This window comes from Rathayibacter sp. Leaf248 (assembly GCF_920939495.1).
Taxonomy (GTDB): Bacteria; Actinomycetota; Actinomycetes; order Actinomycetales; family Microbacteriaceae; genus Rathayibacter; species Rathayibacter caricis.
The window spans coordinates 1,751,035-1,767,097 of sequence record NZ_CAKLAV010000001.1; the positions used below are offsets into that span (position 1 = coordinate 1,751,035).

Genomic DNA, 16,063 nt, shown 5'->3' on the forward strand with positions numbered 1-16,063 from the left:
GTGCCGACAGGACCGCCGCCCGCGACCGGGCTACTCGGCCCGGCGCACCAGCTCGTGCACCCAGGCGAGTTTCTCGGCGATCACCGGAGTGATGACGAACGGGTAGAGGTCGTCCTTCCCCATCGAGCGGTTCACGCTGTTCAGTGCGAGCGAGAAGCCGTGCCAGCGGTGCAGGATCTCGGGCATCTCGAGGCCGGCGACCCGATCGGCGCCCCTCGAGTGCACGCTGTGCGCGAGCGACTCCGGCAGTCGGCCGCGGGGGCCGTCGATGCTCATGCCGACCGCCTCGGTGGTCTCGAGCGCGTCGGCGATGTGCAGGTAGTGGGCGAAGGTCTCGGCGAAGTCCTCCCACGGGTGCGTCGTCGCGTACTGCGAGATGTGATCGCTCGCCCAGTCCGCTCCCGACGCCCCGCCGTAGTGCGCGTCGAGTGCGTCCGCGTAGTCGGCGCGCTCGTCGCCGAACAGCGCGCGGAACGCCGGCAGCAGGTCGGTGCCCTCGACGAGCTGCTGCCAGTAGTAGTGGCCGATCTCGTGGCGGAAGTGGCCGAGGACCGTGCGGTACGGCTCCCCCAGGCGCGCCTTGAGGGCCTCGCGGTGCGCGTCGTTGCCCTCCGAGAGGTCGACGGTGACGACTCCGTCGGCGTGCCCGGTGGTCACGGAGCCGAGCTGCGCCGAGGACAGGAGCCAGAAGGAGAGTCCGACGCCGTTCTCGCGGCGGTGCACGGGCAGGTCGAGGTGGCGGAGCTGACGGATCAGGCGGCGCTTGGCGAACTCGGCGACCGTCAGCTGGCTGAGCACGGCGGCGTCGTAGACGACCGGCCGCTCGCCGGTGAGGGCGCAGGAGGCGCAGGCGCCGCCGGTCAGCTCCTCCTGCAGCCAGGTGCAGCCGATCGTGTCGCGGTAGCGGCAGAGCAGCCGGCCCGCGGCCTCGACGAGCTCATCGGTCTCGAGCGCGTAGGCGAGAGCGGTGCCGCAGCGCAGGCACGCGGCGTCCTCGAACTCGACACGGGCCTCGCAGTGGGGGCAGCCGAACACGCGCATGACGGGCGGACCTTCCGGGTGGGCGGCGGCGAGTGCCGCCTCTCGACCCTAGTGAGCGCGCCGAGCGCCCGCTCGGGGTTGCCTGCGGGGCGACGGCGCGACGGATCCCGAGACGTCCGCGAGATCGTGCTGGTCGAGTAGCCCAGAAGGGGCGTATCGAGACCCACCATCACGACAGCGGACGGCGGACGCACGACTGACGGTGGCCGATCTCGATACGCCCGCTGCGCGGGCTACTCGATCAGCAGAAGGCGCATGCAGGCGAGCCGACTGGTGGATCTACTGGGGAGAGACCCCGCCTACTCGCTGGTCGAGTAGCCCCGAAGGGGCGTATCGAGACCCACCATCACGACAGCGGACGGCGGACGGCGGACGCACCACTGACGGTGGCGGATCTCGATACGCCCGCTGCGCGGGCTACTCGATCAGCAGGAGTCCCGCTGCGCGGGCTACTCGATCAGCAAGGGTGTCCCGCTGGTCGAGCAGCGCCGCAGGGGCGTATCGAGACCGCTACGCGATGCGGATGAGCTTCTTGTTGACGAACTCCTCGAGGGCGCTGCGGCCCATCTCGCGGCCGGTGCCCGAGCGCTTGACGCCGCCGAACGGCAGCTCGGCGGCGTCGCCGAGGACCAGGTTGATCCAGACCATGCCGGCGTCGATCCGGTCGGCGAGACGGAGGGCCTGCTCCGGGTCGGTCGTGTAGAGGTAGGAGCCGAGGCCGTAGGGGGTGTCGTTCGCGAGCGCGATCGCCTCGTCCTCGTCGTGGACGCGGTAGAGCGCAGCGACCGGTCCGAAGAACTCCTCGCGGTAGGCGTTCATCCCGGGGGTGACGTCCTCGAGGACCGCGGGCGGGAAGAAGTTGCCGGTGACCTCGCCGCTCGCGCGCACGGTCGCGCCCTGCTCGCGGGCCGTGGCGAGCTGCTGCTCGAGCCGCTGGGTGGCGGCGGAGGAGGAGAGCGGGCCGAGCAGGGTCCCCTCGGCGAACGGATCGGCGGGCTGGGCCTTGGTGAAGGCCTCGGTGAACTTGGCGGCGAACTCCTCGTAGAGGTCGTCGATCACGATGAAGCGCTTGGCGGCGTTGCAGGACTGGCCGTTGTTGTCCAGGCGGGCGGCGACCGCGTCCTCGACCGCCTTGTCGAGGTCGTCGGTCGACAGCAGCACGAACGGGTCGGAGCCGCCGAGCTCGAGCACGACCTTCTTGAGGTTGCGGCCCGCGATCTCGGCGACGGCGGCTCCCGCGCGCTCGGAGCCGGTGACCGAGACGCCCTGCACCCGCGGGTCGGCGATGACGTCGGCGGCCTGGTCGTTGCTCGCGTAGAGGTTCACGTAGACGCCGGCGGGCGCTCCCAGCTCACCCGCGGCGGTGGCGAAGATGTCCGCGATCGCGGCGGCCGACTCCGGGCACTGCGGCGCGTGCTTCAGCAGGATCGTGTTGCCGGCGACGATGTTCGGGCCGGCGAAGCGGGCCACCTGGTAGTAGGGGAAGTTCCAGGGCATGATGCCCAGAAGCACGCCCAGGCCCGCGCGGCGGACGAACGCCGATCCGGTGCCGTCGGAGAGCTCGATGGGCTCGTCCGCGAGGAACGCCTCGCCGTTGTCGGCGTAGTAGCGGTAGATGTCAGCCGCGAAGCCGACCTCGCCCTGCGCCTGGTCTAGCGGCTTGCCCATCTCGCGCACGATGATCTCGGCGAGCGCGTCGGCGCGCTCGACGTGAAGGTCGGCCACGCGGGCGATCAGGGCGGCGCGGGTCGCGACCGGCACGGTGCGCGACCACGTGGAGTACGCGTCGTGCGCGGCTCCGATCGCCCCGGTCAGCTCGGCGTCGGTGATCGACGGGTACTCGCTCAGGGTCTGCCCGGAGGCCGGGTCGATGACGGCGTAGTGGGTGCTCATGCGGGGAGTGCTCCTTCGCGGTGGGGAACGGTGGTGAGTGCGTGCTCGTCGAGGATCTCCTGCGCGAGGCGGCGACCGACGCGGATCGCGCCGTCGACGTGCTGGTAGCCCTCGGCGGCCAGGTCGCTCGTGCCGAAGCGGAGGGGCCCCACGGGCTCGAGCTGGAGCGCGCCGTAGCGGGTCAGGCCGCCGAGGTCGAAGCTGGCGGCGTAGGCGCCCTGCGTCCACTCCTGCGCGGCCCAGTCGCTCTCGTAGTAGACGACCGGATCCAGCGCCGCAGGCCCGTAGTAGGCGGCGAGGGAGTCGAGGATCGCGGCCTTGCGCTCGACCTCGGGCAGGCGGAGCACGCGGTCGGCCTTCTCGTCCGAGACGAAGCCGACGAGGGTGCCGCGCTCCTCCCCCGCGTTGGAGTTGTCGTACGCCTCGTGCACGAGCGCGTGCGGGCTGAACGCCGTTCCCGAGAGTCCGTCGGCGCGCCAGAACGGGGTCGCGTAAGTGGCGTGCACCTTGATCACGAGTCCGAGCGACTGGTGCTGGAGGGCCTGCTGGCGCAGGTGCGGCAGGGGCGGGTCGAAGCGGATGCGGCCGACGAGGTTCGGCGGGACGGCCACGATCGCGTGCCGGGCCGCGACCACGACGTCGTCGGTGCGGACCTCGACGCCGTCCTCACCCCAGTGCACCGAGCGCACGGCCTGCTCGAGCAGCACGCGCTCGTGTCCGAGCCGCTCGGCGAGCAGCTCCGGCACCCTCTGGAGGCCCCCGAGCACACGCTTGTCGAGGATGAAGTCGGCGTCGACGAGGTGGCTGAAGGATCCCGCGCTGGCCGCCATGAGCAGCGCCTGCAGCAGCGAGAACGAGTGGGCGGGCTTGGTGAGCATGGCGTCGGCGACGAACAGGGCGACGTTGGCGCGCGCCTCCGGATCGTCGGTCTGCTGCTCGAGCCACGCGCTGAAGCTGATGCGGTCGTAGTCGGCGGCGAGCGGATGCGCCCACGGCGCGGCCGGGTCGGTCTCGGCCACGAGGCGGTCGAGCAGCTCGATCAGGCGGCCGATCTCGGCCTCGGTGCGCTCGCCGCCCGGGAAGATGTCACCGGTGAAGCGGCGGGCGCGGCCGTCGGAGCCGATGTAGACGCTCTCGCCCTCGCGGTAGCGGGAGTAGGTGGACAGGCCCAGCTCGTCGAGCGTCTCGAGCAGCGCGGTCTGATCGGGTGAGACCCACTGGCCGCCGAGCTCGAGCATCTGGCCGTCGATCTCGCGGGTCTCGAGGCGGCCGCCGACGCGGTCGCGGGCCTCGAGGACGACGACATCGCGCCCCGCCTCGTGGAGCCGCAGGGCTGCGGTGAGCCCGGTGGCGCCTGCTCCGATCACGACGACGTCGCGCTCGATTCGGGACATGACAACTCGTTCCGTCGGTGATCCCGGGCATTCGCGAGGGATTGCGGATCATTTTGCCACAGGGACGGGGGAAAAGGGTGGTGAGGCGGAGCGATCTCGGAAGCAAGGCTCCACGATGCGATCCGGTGATTCCCGCTCGGGTCTCTGTACTCAGCCTTCGTTCTGCGGGCCGAGCCGTTCGCAATCGAGGTCAGGAGCCGCGCGGACGACTCGCCCGGACTCCGCAGGCCGTTCGGACCTCGGTTGCAGACGGCATGACAGCTCCGACCGGACGAGCAGACGGGGCGGTGATCCCCCCTCGGTGGTCGAGTAACCCCGCACGAGCGTACCGAGACCTCCGATCTGTACCCCGCTCATTTTATATAGGCGTGCTATGTTTATCCCCGTGCCCACCCCCTCCGCCCCCGTGCGCCTCGCCTCCGCCGCCACCGCCCTCGCGCGGTACGCCGGTCGCTCCAGCGGAGCCACCGGGCTCGGCGCGCAGTCCGGCGCCGTCTGGTCGACGCTCGCCGAGCTGCGCACCTCCGCCCCGCTGCGCCTCGGCGAGCTCGCCGAGCGCGTGCGCGTGACGCAGCCCACGATGACCGGGCTGATCGCCCGGCTCGACGAGGCCGGCTGGATCCGCCGGGTGCACGACGAGAGCGACGGCCGCGCCTGGCTCATCGAGGCCACCGACGCAGGCCTGACCGCCCTCGGCGAGCACCGCCTCCGCCTCGACTCCGCCCTGGCGCCCCTGTTCGACGACCTCGACGACGACGACCGGCGCGTGCTCGAGCGCGCGGCCGCCCTCGTCGAGGAGCGCGTGCGGCGCATCTCCTGATCCCCTCCCCGAAAGGACCCTCCGTGTCCACTCCCGCCCACTCCCCCGCCGGCGGCTCGATCCTCCGGCAGCCGCTCGCCGTCTGGGCCGTGGCCTTCGCGGCCGTCATCGCCTTCATGGGCATCGGCCTGGTCGATCCGATCCTCCCGGCCATCGCCGAGAGCCTCGAGGCGACCCCGACCGAGACGTCGCTGCTGTTCACCAGCTACCTCGTGATCACCGGCGTCGTGATGTTCTTCACCAGCTGGCTCTCGAGCCGCATCGGCGCCAAGAAGACGCTGATGATCGGGCTCGTGCTGATCGTCGTGTTCGCCGCTCTGGCGGGCACGGCCGGCAGCGTCGAGGGGGTCATCGGCTTCCGCGCGGGCTGGGGCTTCGGCAACGCGCTCTTCATCTCGACCGCGCTCTCGACCATCGTCGGGGCGGCGAGCGGAGGCAGCTCCGCGGCGATCGTGCTCTACGAGGCCGCGCTGGGCGTCGGCATCGCGATCGGCCCGCTGCTGGGCGGCCTGCTCGGCAGCGTCTCGTGGCGCGGTCCGTTCTTCGGCACCGCCGTGCTGATGGCCGTCGGCTTCATCGCCATCGCGACCCTGCTGCGCGAGGACGGTCCCCGGCCGGCCGCGACTCCGCTCTCGGCGCCGTTCAGGGCCCTGCGGGTCCCCGCGATCCGCACGCTCGCGGGCGCCGCGCTCTTCTACAACATCGGCTTCTTCGTGCTGCTCGCGTACACGCCCTACCCGCTGGGCCTGGACGAGATGGGACTGGGCTTCACGTTCTTCGGCTGGGGCCTGGGCGTCGCGATCACGTCGGTCTTCGCCGCCCCGCTGCTCACCGCGCGCCTGCCGCGCACCGTGGTGCTGCGCTCGGTGCTGGTGCTCCTGGCGCTCGACCTCGTCGCCGGCGGCCTCGCGATCTCGTCGCGCATGGGCCTGATCGTCTGCATCATCGTCGGCGGCCTGCTGCTGGGCGTCGTCAACACCGTGCTCACGGAGTGCGTGATGGAGGCGACCGACCTGCCCCGCTCGGTCGCCTCCTCCGCCTACTCGGGTGTGCGGTTCCTGGGCGGAGCGATCGCGCCGCCCGCCGCCTCGGCCCTCGCCGCCGCGATCTCGCCGGCGTTCCCGATGTACGCCGCCGCCGGCGCCGTGCTCGTGGCCGCGCTGATCGTGCTGCTCGGCCGACGGACGCTGGCCCGTGCCGATGCGCACGGCGAGGAGCCGGAGCTGGTGGAGGCCCAGGCGATCACCCTCGGCGAGTAGCCGACCACGACCTCAGCCGGGAGCGGTCCTCAGCCACCATCGTGCGCGAGGACCGCTCCCGGCTGACGTTCTGCAGGCGTCAGGCGCCCGTGAGCTGGGGGTAGACCGCCTCGATCGGCGCGGTCAGACCCGACTTCACCTGGCGGCTGGTCTCGTCGGCCAGCACCTCGAAGGCGCCCGACTCGAGTCCGTCGTAGGTCTGACCGACCACGTCGACCGGGCTGGCCTTCGGCCCCTCGGCGCCCGCCGCCATCGGGGTGTCGATGTAGCCGACGTGCAGACCGAGCACGTGCACGCCCTGCGGCGCCAGCTCGAGGCGGAGCGAGTTGGTCGCCGACCACAGCGCCGCCTTCGAGGCGCTGTAGCCGCCGGCCACCGCGAACCAGCTGAGGGCGGAGTGGACGTCGATGATCGCCGCGCCCGAGGCCTCGGACAGCCGCGGCGCGAACGCCTTCGCGAGCAGCACGGGGGCGAAGAAGTTCGTCTCCATCACGTCGCGCAGTTCCTGGGTCGAGAGCTCGAGCAGGCTGTAGCTCGCTCCGGAGACGCCCGCGTTGTTGACCAGCACCGTCACGTCGGACGCCGCCTCGACGGCCGCGGCCACCGACTCCGCGTCGTTCACGTCGAGCACGAGCGGCACGATGCGCTCGTCGCCCCACTCCTTCGGGCGGCGGGCGGCGGCGTACACCTTGGCCGCGCCGCGCGCGAGGGCCTGCGCGACGAACTCGGAGCCGAGTCCGCCGTTCGCTCCGGTGACGAGGACGACGGCTCCGTGGAGTGATGTCATGGTGGGATCTCCCGATTCTGCGGGTCGCGGCGGTCGCGACCTCTGCATCGGGCAACATCGGAGTAGTGGGTTGGAATTCCCAACTCACAGGACCCGGGCGCTCGGCGCCGGATCGGAGACCCCGTGACCACCGTCGGCATCACCCCCCGCGCCTGCCCCATCGCCGCCGGGCTCGAGGTGCTCGGCGAGCGCTGGAGCCTGCTGGTGCTGCGCGAGATCGCGTTCGGCGAGCACCGCTTCGACCGCATCCGGGCCTTCACCGGCGCTCCGCGCGACGTCCTGACCGCGCGGCTGCGCACCCTGGAGGAGCACGGCGTGATCGAGCGCGTCGCCTACTCCGAGCGGCCGCCCCGCTTCGAGTACCGCTTCACCGAGGCGGGGCGCGACGCCGTACCCGTGCTGATCGCCCTCGCCTCCTGGGGCGAACGCTGGGCCCGCGAGCCGTCGGCGCGGCAGCCGTACCAGCACCGCTGCGGCGCGCGCCTGGATCCGGTGCTGCACTGCGCCGCGTGCGGCGAGCGGATGGACGCCGACTCGGTGTCGCTCGCGGGCGAGGGCGCCTAGGGCGCCACCTCGAACATCCGGGCCCGCAGCGCCGCCGTCCGCGGATCCGCCGCGCACGCCCGCAGCGCCGCCGCCAGCACCCCGGGAGCGGGATGCGCCTTGCGCACGTACAGGTCGACTCCCGCCGGCGTGAACGGCGTGCGCGCGAACCGGGTGAGCGCCCAGCCCGCCTCCTCGTCGGCCGCCACGAACGACCAGCGGCTGCGCGCGAGCAGCGTCAGCGGCTGGACCCCGCGCCAGCGGAAGCCGTCGGGGTCGAGCGGATCGGGGGCGTCCAGACCGACGACGTACCGCGTCGCGCGTCGGCCGCGCCAGCTGACGACATCGGCGACCTCACCGCTCGGCAGCGGCGCGTAGGTGATCGCGACCCCCTCCCTCCCCCGCCACAGCGGCAGGCTCGAGCCGCGCACGAACCAGGTCCCCGACGCCAGCCCCCTCACGGCAGCGCGTGCTTCACGTTGGAGCGGGCGAGGGCGATCGCCTCGCCGGCCCCGCCGTTCATCACGATCTTCGACATCGCCAGCGCGAAGCCCTTCACCTGCGCGCCGGTGACGGTCGGCGGCAGAGACAGGGCGAGCGGATCCGTCACCACGTCGACCAGGACCGGGCCGTCCTCGGCGAGCGCCTCGCGCAGCGCACCCTCGACGTCCTTCGGATCCTCGACGCGGATCCCGCGGATGCCGACCGCCTCCGCCACCTTCGCGTAGTCCACCATCGGCACGTCGACCGCGAAGTCCGGGAAGCCGTCGACCAGCATCTCGACCTTCACCAGCCCGAGCGTGGAGTTGTTGAAGACCACGATCGTGACCGGCAGCCGGTACGCGGCCACCGTCACGAGCTCCCCCATCAGCATCGAGAGCCCGCCGTCGCCGCTGAGCGAGACGACCTGCCGTCCGGGGTGCGAGAGCTGCGCGCCGACCGCCTGCGGCAGGGCGTTCGCCATCGAGCCGTGCAGGTACGAGCCGATCAGGCGGCGGCGGCCGTTGGGAGTGATGTACCGCGCCTGCCAGACGTTGCCCATGCCGGTGTCGGCGGTGACGATCGCGTCCTCCGAGAGCAGTCCGTCGAGTGTCGAGGCGACGAGCTCGGGATGGATCGGGCGGCGCTTCTCGACCTCGGTGTACTTGCCGACGACCCCGGTGACGAGCTTCTCGTGCTTCTTCAGCGTCTTCTCGAGGAAGCGGTGGCTCTTGCGCTGCACGAGCGGAGTGAGGGCGCGCAGGGTCGCGCCGACGTCCCCGTGCACCGGATGCGCGACGCTCACGCGGCGGCCGAGCTTGGACGCGTCGGTGTCGACCTGCGCGATGACGACCTCGGACGCGTCGGGCAGGAACTGCTCGTAGGGGAAGTCGGTGCCGAGCAGGATCAGCAGATCGGCGTCGTGGATGCCCGCGTGGGCGGCTCCGTAGCCCAGGAGGCCGGTCATGCCGACGTCGTACGGGTTGTCGTACTGGATCCACTCCTTGCCGCGGAGGCTGTGCCCGACGGGCGCTCCGACGAGCTCGGCGAAGGCGACGACCTCGTCGTGCGCGTTCCGCACCCCGGCGCCCGCGAAGATCGCGACGGTCTTCGCCGAGTCGATCGCGGCAGCGAGCGCTCGCACGTCGCCGTCGTCCGGCACGAGCACGGCCGGCGCGGGCAGGACGAACGCCGGGAACTCCCCCACGGCCTCGAACTCGGCCACGTCGCCGGGCAGAGTCACGACGGCCACGCCGCCCAGGGCCACCGCGCTGCGCATCGCGGCGTTCACCACGCGCGGCGCCTGCGCGGCGGTCGACACCAGCTCCCGGTAGTTCGAGCACTCGACGAAGAGGCGGTCCGGATGCGTCTCCTGGAAGTACGAGGAGCCGATCTCATTGCCGGGGATGTGGCTGGCGATCGCCAGCACGGGGGCGCCCGAGCGGTGCGCGTCGTAGAGGCCGTTGATCAGGTGCAGGTTGCCCGGACCGCAGCTGCCCGCGCAGACGGCCAGCCTCCCGGTCAGCTGGGCCTCGGCGCCGGCCGCGAAGGCCGCGGCCTCCTCGTTGCGCACGTGGATCCAGTCGATCCCTCCCTTCGCCGAGCCGCCGCTTCTGCGCACCGCGTCGACGATCGGATTGAGGGAGTCCCCGACGATGCCGTAGATCCGGGAGACCCCGGCATCGATGAGCTGGGCGATGAGCTGGTCCGCGACCGTCTTCTGAGCCATGCCCCCATTCGACTCCTCCTGCCTGGACGTCCCCTCCCGCATCCCCCTGCAGTCGGAGTCGCCGGAGCCCTAGGTTGGGGGAGTCCGTTGTCCCGTGGACGCGATCCGTCCTCGCAGAACCAGGAGTCCTCCATGAACCGCCGTCGTTCCTCCCTCGTCCTGGTCGCGGCAGCGGCAATCGCGCTCGGCCTGGGCGGCTGCTCCGGCCTGAACAGCCTCGCCGGCGGGGAGACCCGCGACGAGGAGTCGGGCGAGATCACCGAGGGCGGCACCACCGACGTGTTCCAGCTCCGCGTCGGCGACTGCCTGAACGACGAGCTCACCGAGGAGGCCACGGAGGTCACCGACGTGCCGACCGTGCCGTGCACCGAGCCGCACAGCTACGAGGTCTTCCAGAACGTCACGATGGCCGAGGCCGACGAGTACCCCGGCGAGGAGGCGACCACGCAGCAGGCCGAGGACGAGTGCGTCGCCGCGTACGACGCCTTCGTCGGCCTGACCTACCAGGAGTCGAAGTACGACTTCAGCTACTACTACCCCACCGCGGAGAGCTGGGGCGGCGGGGACCGCACGATCAACTGCCTGATCACCGACCCCGAGGGCCTCACCACGGGCAGCCTCGCGGGCGTCGCGGCCTGATCCGCGCGCAGAACCTCGGCTGACGAGGGGGTCTCTCGGCTATCAGCGGAGAGACCCCCTTCTCAGCTGACGTCCTGCGGCGAGGAGCCGGTGCCGGGCCGCGGGAAGGCCCGGAGCAGCGCTCCCGAGACGATCCAGATCGCCGCGATCCCGATCACGAGCCAGCCCGCGTCGAGTCCGGAGGCCGCGCCCGCGAGCGTCGCGCCCACTGCGGCGGCGGCCGCCCGCAGTCCCGCACCGATCGTGAACACCTGCGAGCGGACGGCCGCCGGGCTCTCCTGATCGCGCAGCATCAGCATCGCCGCGTTGGCGGGGGCGGTGAACACCCCGGCCACCGCGAACGCGACGATCACGACGACGATGCCCAGGTCCGGAGCGGCGAGCAGGAGCGAGGCGCCGGTCGCGGCGAAGCCCGCGCCCATCACCCACGACGGCGGGCGCTGCGTCCAGCGGCGGGCGGCCACGGCGACCGCGCCCAGCAGTCCGCCGATCGCGAAGGCCGTCAGGATCCACGCCGCTCCGGCCGTGGAGCCCAGCCGCTCGATCGACAGCGCGATCGCCGCGACCCCCGCCGCGCCGCCTCCGATCTGGCTCAGCGTGCCCGAGAGGGTGACGACCGCGATCGGGCGGTGGCGGACGAGGTGGGTCACTCCCGCCGCGATCGTGCGGCGCACGCCGATGGTGGGAGCCGGGCGGGCGTCCATCCGCAGGGCCAGCGAGCCGAGCACGCCGACGAGGGCGAGCGCGGCCATCAGGAGCATCGCGGCGCGCGCGTCGGCGACGGCGATCGCGAGCCCGGCGAGCGCCGGCCCGCCGATCGACGCCACGTTGTACGAGAGAGAGTCCTGGGCGTAGGCGCGGCGCGCATCCGGGATCGCGCTGGTCACGAAGCTCGACATGCCGCCCATCGAGACCGGCGTCGAGAGTCCGGCGAGCACGAGGAGCAGCGCGATGAGGAGGGTCGGCACGTCGCCGAGGAACGCGGCGAGCGCGAAGGCCGCCGCCGTCGCGACGGCCGACGCCACCAGCAACCGGCGCGGGTGCCGCACGCGGTCGAGCACGGTGCCGACGAGCGGCGCCGCGACGACGCTCGGGAACAGCGCCGCGCCGGTCAGCAGACCGCCGAGCGCGACGTCGTCGAGGCGCTCGACGGCGAGGACGGGGAGGGCGACGACCATCCCGGCACTCGCGAGGCGGAGGGGGATCGACGCGGCCTGGTAGGTGAACGCGCTCATGCGACTCGAGGTGACATCGCTACCGATTCTCCCCCGTTCCGGTGACTCCGCGGTGCCGCCGCAGTGCCGCCGCAGTGCCGCCGAGGTAGCGTCGCCCTGCCGGGACGCTCCCGGCACGACGGGGGACGAGTCATGACCACTGCACCGACAGCACCTCCTCGACCCGATCAGCGCTCGTCCCGTCACGCCGTCCTCCTCGGCGTCCTGGCCGTGATCGTCGTCCCGCTCGCGATCCTGCTCGCGACGAACTCGTGGTCGTCCCCCGGCCCCGAGGACCACGTGCGGATGGCGCTCGGCTCGGTCGTCGCGGCCTGCGTCTCGGTCGTCGGCGCCTGGTGGCTCGCGTTCGACCGCCGCAGCGCCCGGGCTCCCGGTCGCACCTGGTTCTGGGGTGTCGCGTGCCTGGTGACGCTCACCGCGGTCTCGAGCGTGACCGCGGCCGCCGATCGGCTCACGGCACTGATCGCCGGCTGACCGCTCAGGCCATCGGCGCGCGCCGCGCCTGCGTCGCGGCCGCCGCCACTCCGAGGCGCCACGGCTCGCCGTGCCCCGGCAGCAGGGTCTGCGCCCCCGTCGCCGCGAGCACGTCCAGCGACGCGAGCGAGCGGTCCGTGTCGGCCGTCGCCGCGCGCGCCACCAGGTGCGGACCGGTGCGCGCCGAGTAGGGGTCGAGCGTCACGAGGGCGTCGCCGCCGATCACGGCTCCGCGGTCGGCGACGTGCAGCGAGACGTGGCCGTCGGTGTGCCCCGGAGTCGCGAGCACGGTCGGCGATCCCGGCACGTCGAGCGTCTCGCCCGCGCGCAGGGCGACCGTGGTCGTCAGCGGAGGGACGGCCAGCGCGCCGGCGCGCGCCATCGCTCCCAGCACGGGGATCGCCGACGGGTACCGCAGCGGGTAGACGAACGGGGTGCGCTGCCTCCGGTACGAGTACGGGTGCGCGGCCAGCGGCGCATCGGCCGGGTGCAGGAGCACGGGGACGCCCCGCTCGGCGAGGCGCCGGGCGACGCCGACGTGGTCGAAGTGGGTGTGGGTGAGCACCAGGGCGTCGATGTCCGAGACGTCGCGCCCGAGCACCTCGAGGGCGCGGAGCAGGTGCAGCCAGGTGCGCGGAAGTCCCGCGTCGACGACCGTGATCCGGCCGCCCTCCTCGAGGAGGTACAGGTTCGTGTACGCGTGCTCGATCCGGTGGATGCCGGGTGCCTCGTTCCGGAAGAACGCGGGCCCTCCCCGGGGCGCGCTCCGCTGCCCGCCGTCCGCGCTCCGCTGTGAGCCGTCCACGCTCCCCCGTGCGCCGCCCGCGCTCCGCCGTCCGCCGTCCGCGACCGCCATGGGGTCCCTCCGCTCCCGGCGCCCGCCCGCCGGACCGCCGTCGTCAGGACGCTAGAGCCGCGCCGCCGACCGCGAGAAGGGCGTTGACGGCGGGGCCCGCCATCGGGCAGGGGCGCACGACGATCAGGCGCGCCGCCGCGCCTTCAGCGCCAGCTGCAGCGCGGCCAGCAGGAGCAGCGCCGCGAAGAGGATCCCCGACAGTCGCGCGGGCAGGAGGAACGACAGGGCCACTCCGGCGAACGAGGACGCGGTCGCGGCCAGGCCGACGACCAGACCCGCCCGCACGTCGAGCAGTCCGCGGCGGGCGTTGGCGATCGAACCGCTGATCGCGGTCGGGATCATCGCCGCCAGCGAGGTGCCCTTGGCGAGCAGGTCGGCGAGTCCGAAGGCGCCCACGAGCACCGGCACCGCGATCGCGCCCCCGCCGATCCCGAAGAGACCGGAGGCGACGCCCATCGCCGCGCCCAGCCCGACGAAGCCGGGCCACACGCCCCAGCCCTCCGCCACGTCGCCGGTCTCGTTCGAGCCGAACACGGCCATCCGCACCGCCGCCGCGACCAGCAGGGCGACGAAGAGCCAGCGCAGCACGCCCAGCGGCAGCCGCGCGAGCAGCCACGAGCCGAGAACCGCGCCGAGCATCGCCGCCGCGGCGATGACCGCCGCCGGGATCCAGGCGACCTGCCCGGCCAGCGCGTAGCCGAAGGCGCCGGCGACCGAGGTGGGCGCGATCGCGAGCAGCGAGGTCGCGGAGGCGCGGCGCTGGTCCATCCCGGCCCACGCGACCAGCATCGGCACCATCACGATGCCGCCGCCGACTCCGAACGCGCCCGAGAGCACCCCGCCGATCACTCCGATGAGGCCGAGCAGCAGGTACTGCCGACCGCGCCGCTCGGTGGGCAGCACCGGGGCCTTCGCGTCGTCCGTCACCGTCCCATCGCACCACGGCGGCGCTCTGCGGCACGAATCGCGTCGCACGGTCGAAACATCGAGTGCGTAGCCTTCCTCCTGCAGCGACGCGGCGGCACCGAGCGGGGGCTCGGGGCGGACGTCGCAGCGGAGGGGGACCAGCATGAGGCGCACAGCCGCGACCACCGGGGCGATCGTCGGCACCGGAGGCGTCCTCGCGGCGGCCGGAGCGGCAGCGGGAGCGGCGCTCGGGGCGACGCCGTGGCCGGCGGCCCTCGCGATCCGCACCGTGTTCGAGCGCGAGGCGCGGCGCACCGCCGACACCATGCGGCCGTTCGTGCCGGAGGGGGTCGGCCGCGTCGCCGAGATCGTCCCCGCTCGCGACGGCGCGCCCGCCACCTCCGCCGACGTCTTCCGCTCCGCCGGCGCGGGCGCGCGGCCGACCGTGGTGTGGATCCACGGCGGGGCCTGGATCTCGGGGCACCGGCAGGACGTCGAGCCCTACCTGCGCATGCTCGCCGCCGCCGGCTACACGGCGATCGGCCTCGACTACGGCCGCGGCCCCGAGTCGGCCTACCCGACGGCGCCGCGCCAGCTGCTCGCCGCGCTCGAGCACCTCCGCCGCCACGCCGGCCGCCTGGGCATCGCCCGCGACCGCATCGTGCTGGCGGGCGACTCCGCCGGGGCGCAGCTCGCCAGCCAGCTCGCCACCGCGATCACGAACCCCTCCTACGCCCGCGACGCCGGGCTGGTGACCAGCCTCCCCGTCGACGCGCTGCGCGCCCTGATCCTGCACTGCGGCGTGTTCGACCTCACCGGGGTGTCGAAGGTGACCGGAGTCGCCGGCTGGGCGTTCCGCGCGGCGCTCTGGGCCTACACGGGCCGGCGCAACTGGTCGGAGTCGACCGCGGGGCTGCACATGTCGACCATCGACCACGTCACTCCGCGGTTCCCGCCGGTCTTCCTCAGCGGAGGGAACGCCGACCCGCTCACGGCCCGCCAGTCGCGTCCGTTCGCCGCGCACCTCCGCACGCTCGGCGTGCCGGTGACCGACCTCTTCTGGGGCGAGGGCCACGAGGCGCAGCTGGGGCACGAGTACCAGTTCGACTTCGATCTGCCGGAGGCGCGGGTGACGCTCGAGCGGACCCTGGAGTTCCTGGAGCGCACGACGGCACGATGAGGCCTCACGGTGCTTCTCTGGCAGTTCCCTGGACGAGCCGCCGAGCACCGTGACGTTCCCGGACGTCGTCGCGTCCTATTCGCATACCGCCCCGATCGACCGGATCGGGCACCACGCGAAAGAGGAGATCATGGCCGACAGCAACGCGACCACCACGACGGGCACCGGAGTCGGACGCACCGTCATCGACGACGCCGTCATCGCGAAGGTCGCGGGCATCGCCGCCCGTCAGGTCCCCGGCGTCCACGCCCTCGGCGGAGGAGCGGCCCGCGCGATCGGCGCGCTCCGCAGCGCCATCGGCAACGACGACCGCGGCCAGGGCGTCAAGGTCGAGGTCGGCGAGCGCCAGGTCGCCGCCGACGTCGTGATCGTCGCCGAGTACCCGGCCGCGCTGCAGAGCGTCGCCGAGGGCGTGCGCTCCGCCGTCGCCGAGGCGATCCGCGAGATCGTCGGCATGGACGTCGCCGAGATCAACGTGACCGTCCAGGACGTGCACATCCCCGAGGACGACGCCCCCGAGGCCGAGCCCCGCGTCGCCTAGACGCCCCGCACCACCGCACCCCCACACGAACACCGACGGAAGGACACCCTCATGGGACTCGACGACAAGATCAAGAACGCCGCTCAGGACCTCGCCGGCAAGGCGAAGGAGGCCCTCGGCAACGTCCAGGGCGACGAGCGCAAGGCCGAGGAGGGCCGCCGCGACCAGCAGGCCGCCGACCTGAAGAAGACGGGCGAGGACGTCAAGGACGTCTTCAAGAACTGACACTGCCCTCTCCGGACGCCCCGCCCCTCGCGGCGGGGCGTCCGTCTGCACGATCATCGAC

General features: G+C 73.0%; 17 protein-coding genes. 8 read left to right on the top strand and 9 right to left on the bottom strand.

Annotated elements, in window-relative coordinates; translation table 11 throughout:
• Nucleotides 1-30: 30 nt before the first annotated feature.
• The 3 genes from LRG51_RS08600 to LRG51_RS08610 form a co-directional block, all read right to left on the bottom strand.
• Complete coding sequence (locus tag LRG51_RS08600) at nt 31-1,041, bottom strand: zinc-binding metallopeptidase family protein (protein WP_107574408.1); 1,011 nt, start codon at nt 1,039-1,041, stop codon at nt 31-33.
• Nucleotides 1,042-1,551: 510 nt separating this feature from the next.
• On the bottom strand, nt 1,552-2,934 hold the full coding sequence (locus LRG51_RS08605; RefSeq protein WP_230672189.1) for an NAD-dependent succinate-semialdehyde dehydrogenase: 1,383 nt from the start codon (nt 2,932-2,934) through the stop codon (nt 1,552-1,554).
• Entirely contained in the window at nt 2,931-4,328 is a 1,398-nt protein-coding gene (locus tag LRG51_RS08610; RefSeq protein WP_230672191.1) for a flavin monoamine oxidase family protein, read from the bottom strand. Before LRG51_RS08610 ends, LRG51_RS08605 begins: the two co-directional genes overlap by 4 nt.
• A gap of 385 nt (nt 4,329-4,713) precedes the next feature.
• Here LRG51_RS08610 and LRG51_RS08620 point away from each other — a divergent pair, with 385 nt between their 5' ends.
• Nucleotides 4,714-5,148, top strand: coding sequence for a MarR family winged helix-turn-helix transcriptional regulator (locus LRG51_RS08620; protein WP_170116346.1), 435 nt, complete (start codon nt 4,714-4,716; stop codon nt 5,146-5,148).
• Nucleotides 5,149-5,171: 23 nt separating this feature from the next.
• On the top strand, nt 5,172-6,407 hold the full coding sequence (locus tag LRG51_RS08625) for an MFS transporter (protein ID WP_230672193.1): 1,236 nt from the start codon (nt 5,172-5,174) through the stop codon (nt 6,405-6,407).
• A gap of 79 nt (nt 6,408-6,486) precedes the next feature.
• Here LRG51_RS08625 and LRG51_RS08630 read toward each other — a convergent pair whose 3' ends face one another.
• Nucleotides 6,487-7,194 (bottom strand): SDR family oxidoreductase, encoded by a 708-nt coding sequence (locus LRG51_RS08630; protein WP_230672195.1) that lies wholly within the window; start codon nt 7,192-7,194, stop codon nt 6,487-6,489.
• 123 nt (nt 7,195-7,317) lie between these two features.
• Here LRG51_RS08630 and LRG51_RS08635 point away from each other — a divergent pair, with 123 nt between their 5' ends.
• Nucleotides 7,318-7,758, top strand: coding sequence for a winged helix-turn-helix transcriptional regulator (locus LRG51_RS08635; protein WP_230672197.1), 441 nt, complete (start codon nt 7,318-7,320; stop codon nt 7,756-7,758).
• On the opposite strand, the gene LRG51_RS08640 is transcribed toward LRG51_RS08635, so the two are convergent.
• Together LRG51_RS08640 and LRG51_RS08645 are read right to left on the bottom strand one after the other, a co-directional pair.
• Complete coding sequence (locus LRG51_RS08640) at nt 7,755-8,198, bottom strand: hypothetical protein (RefSeq protein ID WP_230672198.1); 444 nt, start codon at nt 8,196-8,198, stop codon at nt 7,755-7,757. The genes LRG51_RS08635 and LRG51_RS08640 overlap by 4 nt on opposite strands.
• Nucleotides 8,195-9,946 (bottom strand): pyruvate dehydrogenase, encoded by a 1,752-nt coding sequence (locus LRG51_RS08645; protein ID WP_230672200.1) that lies wholly within the window; start codon nt 9,944-9,946, stop codon nt 8,195-8,197. The genes LRG51_RS08640 and LRG51_RS08645 overlap by 4 nt, the downstream gene beginning before the upstream one ends.
• A gap of 132 nt (nt 9,947-10,078) precedes the next feature.
• On the opposite strand from LRG51_RS08645, the gene LRG51_RS08650 reads away from it, so the two are divergent.
• Nucleotides 10,079-10,585, top strand: coding sequence for a septum formation family protein (locus tag LRG51_RS08650; protein WP_230672202.1), 507 nt, complete (start codon nt 10,079-10,081; stop codon nt 10,583-10,585).
• A gap of 62 nt (nt 10,586-10,647) precedes the next feature.
• On the opposite strand, the gene LRG51_RS08655 is transcribed toward LRG51_RS08650, so the two are convergent.
• Entirely contained in the window at nt 10,648-11,820 is a 1,173-nt protein-coding gene (locus tag LRG51_RS08655; protein ID WP_230672205.1) for an MFS transporter, read from the bottom strand.
• A 132-nt stretch (nt 11,821-11,952) separates the two neighbouring features.
• On the opposite strand from LRG51_RS08655, the gene LRG51_RS08660 reads away from it, so the two are divergent.
• Nucleotides 11,953-12,294, top strand: a complete 342-nt coding sequence (locus tag LRG51_RS08660; RefSeq protein ID WP_230672206.1) for a hypothetical protein — start codon at nt 11,953-11,955, stop codon at nt 12,292-12,294.
• Between the two features lie 4 nt (nt 12,295-12,298).
• Here LRG51_RS08660 and LRG51_RS08665 read toward each other — a convergent pair whose 3' ends face one another.
• Nucleotides 12,299-13,099 carry an MBL fold metallo-hydrolase gene (locus LRG51_RS08665; protein ID WP_230672208.1) on the bottom strand — a complete coding sequence of 267 codons (801 nt, stop codon included), beginning with the start codon at nt 13,097-13,099 and terminating at the stop codon, nt 12,299-12,301.
• A 174-nt stretch (nt 13,100-13,273) separates the two neighbouring features.
• Entirely contained in the window at nt 13,274-14,338 is a 1,065-nt protein-coding gene (locus LRG51_RS08670; RefSeq protein WP_230673110.1) for a sulfite exporter TauE/SafE family protein, read from the bottom strand.
• On the opposite strand from LRG51_RS08670, the gene LRG51_RS08675 reads away from it, so the two are divergent.
• From LRG51_RS08675 to LRG51_RS08685, 3 genes are all read left to right on the top strand, one after another.
• Nucleotides 14,220-15,236, top strand: a complete 1,017-nt coding sequence (locus LRG51_RS08675; protein ID WP_230672210.1) for an alpha/beta hydrolase — start codon at nt 14,220-14,222, stop codon at nt 15,234-15,236. The two genes, LRG51_RS08670 and LRG51_RS08675, sit on opposite strands and share 119 nt — an antisense overlap.
• A 130-nt stretch (nt 15,237-15,366) precedes the next feature.
• Complete coding sequence (locus LRG51_RS08680; protein ID WP_055788833.1) at nt 15,367-15,777, top strand: Asp23/Gls24 family envelope stress response protein; 411 nt, start codon at nt 15,367-15,369, stop codon at nt 15,775-15,777.
• Between the two features lie 51 nt (nt 15,778-15,828).
• On the top strand, nt 15,829-16,002 hold the full coding sequence (locus LRG51_RS08685; protein WP_055786180.1) for a CsbD family protein: 174 nt from the start codon (nt 15,829-15,831) through the stop codon (nt 16,000-16,002).
• The last annotated feature ends 61 nt before the right edge of the window (nt 16,003-16,063 follow it).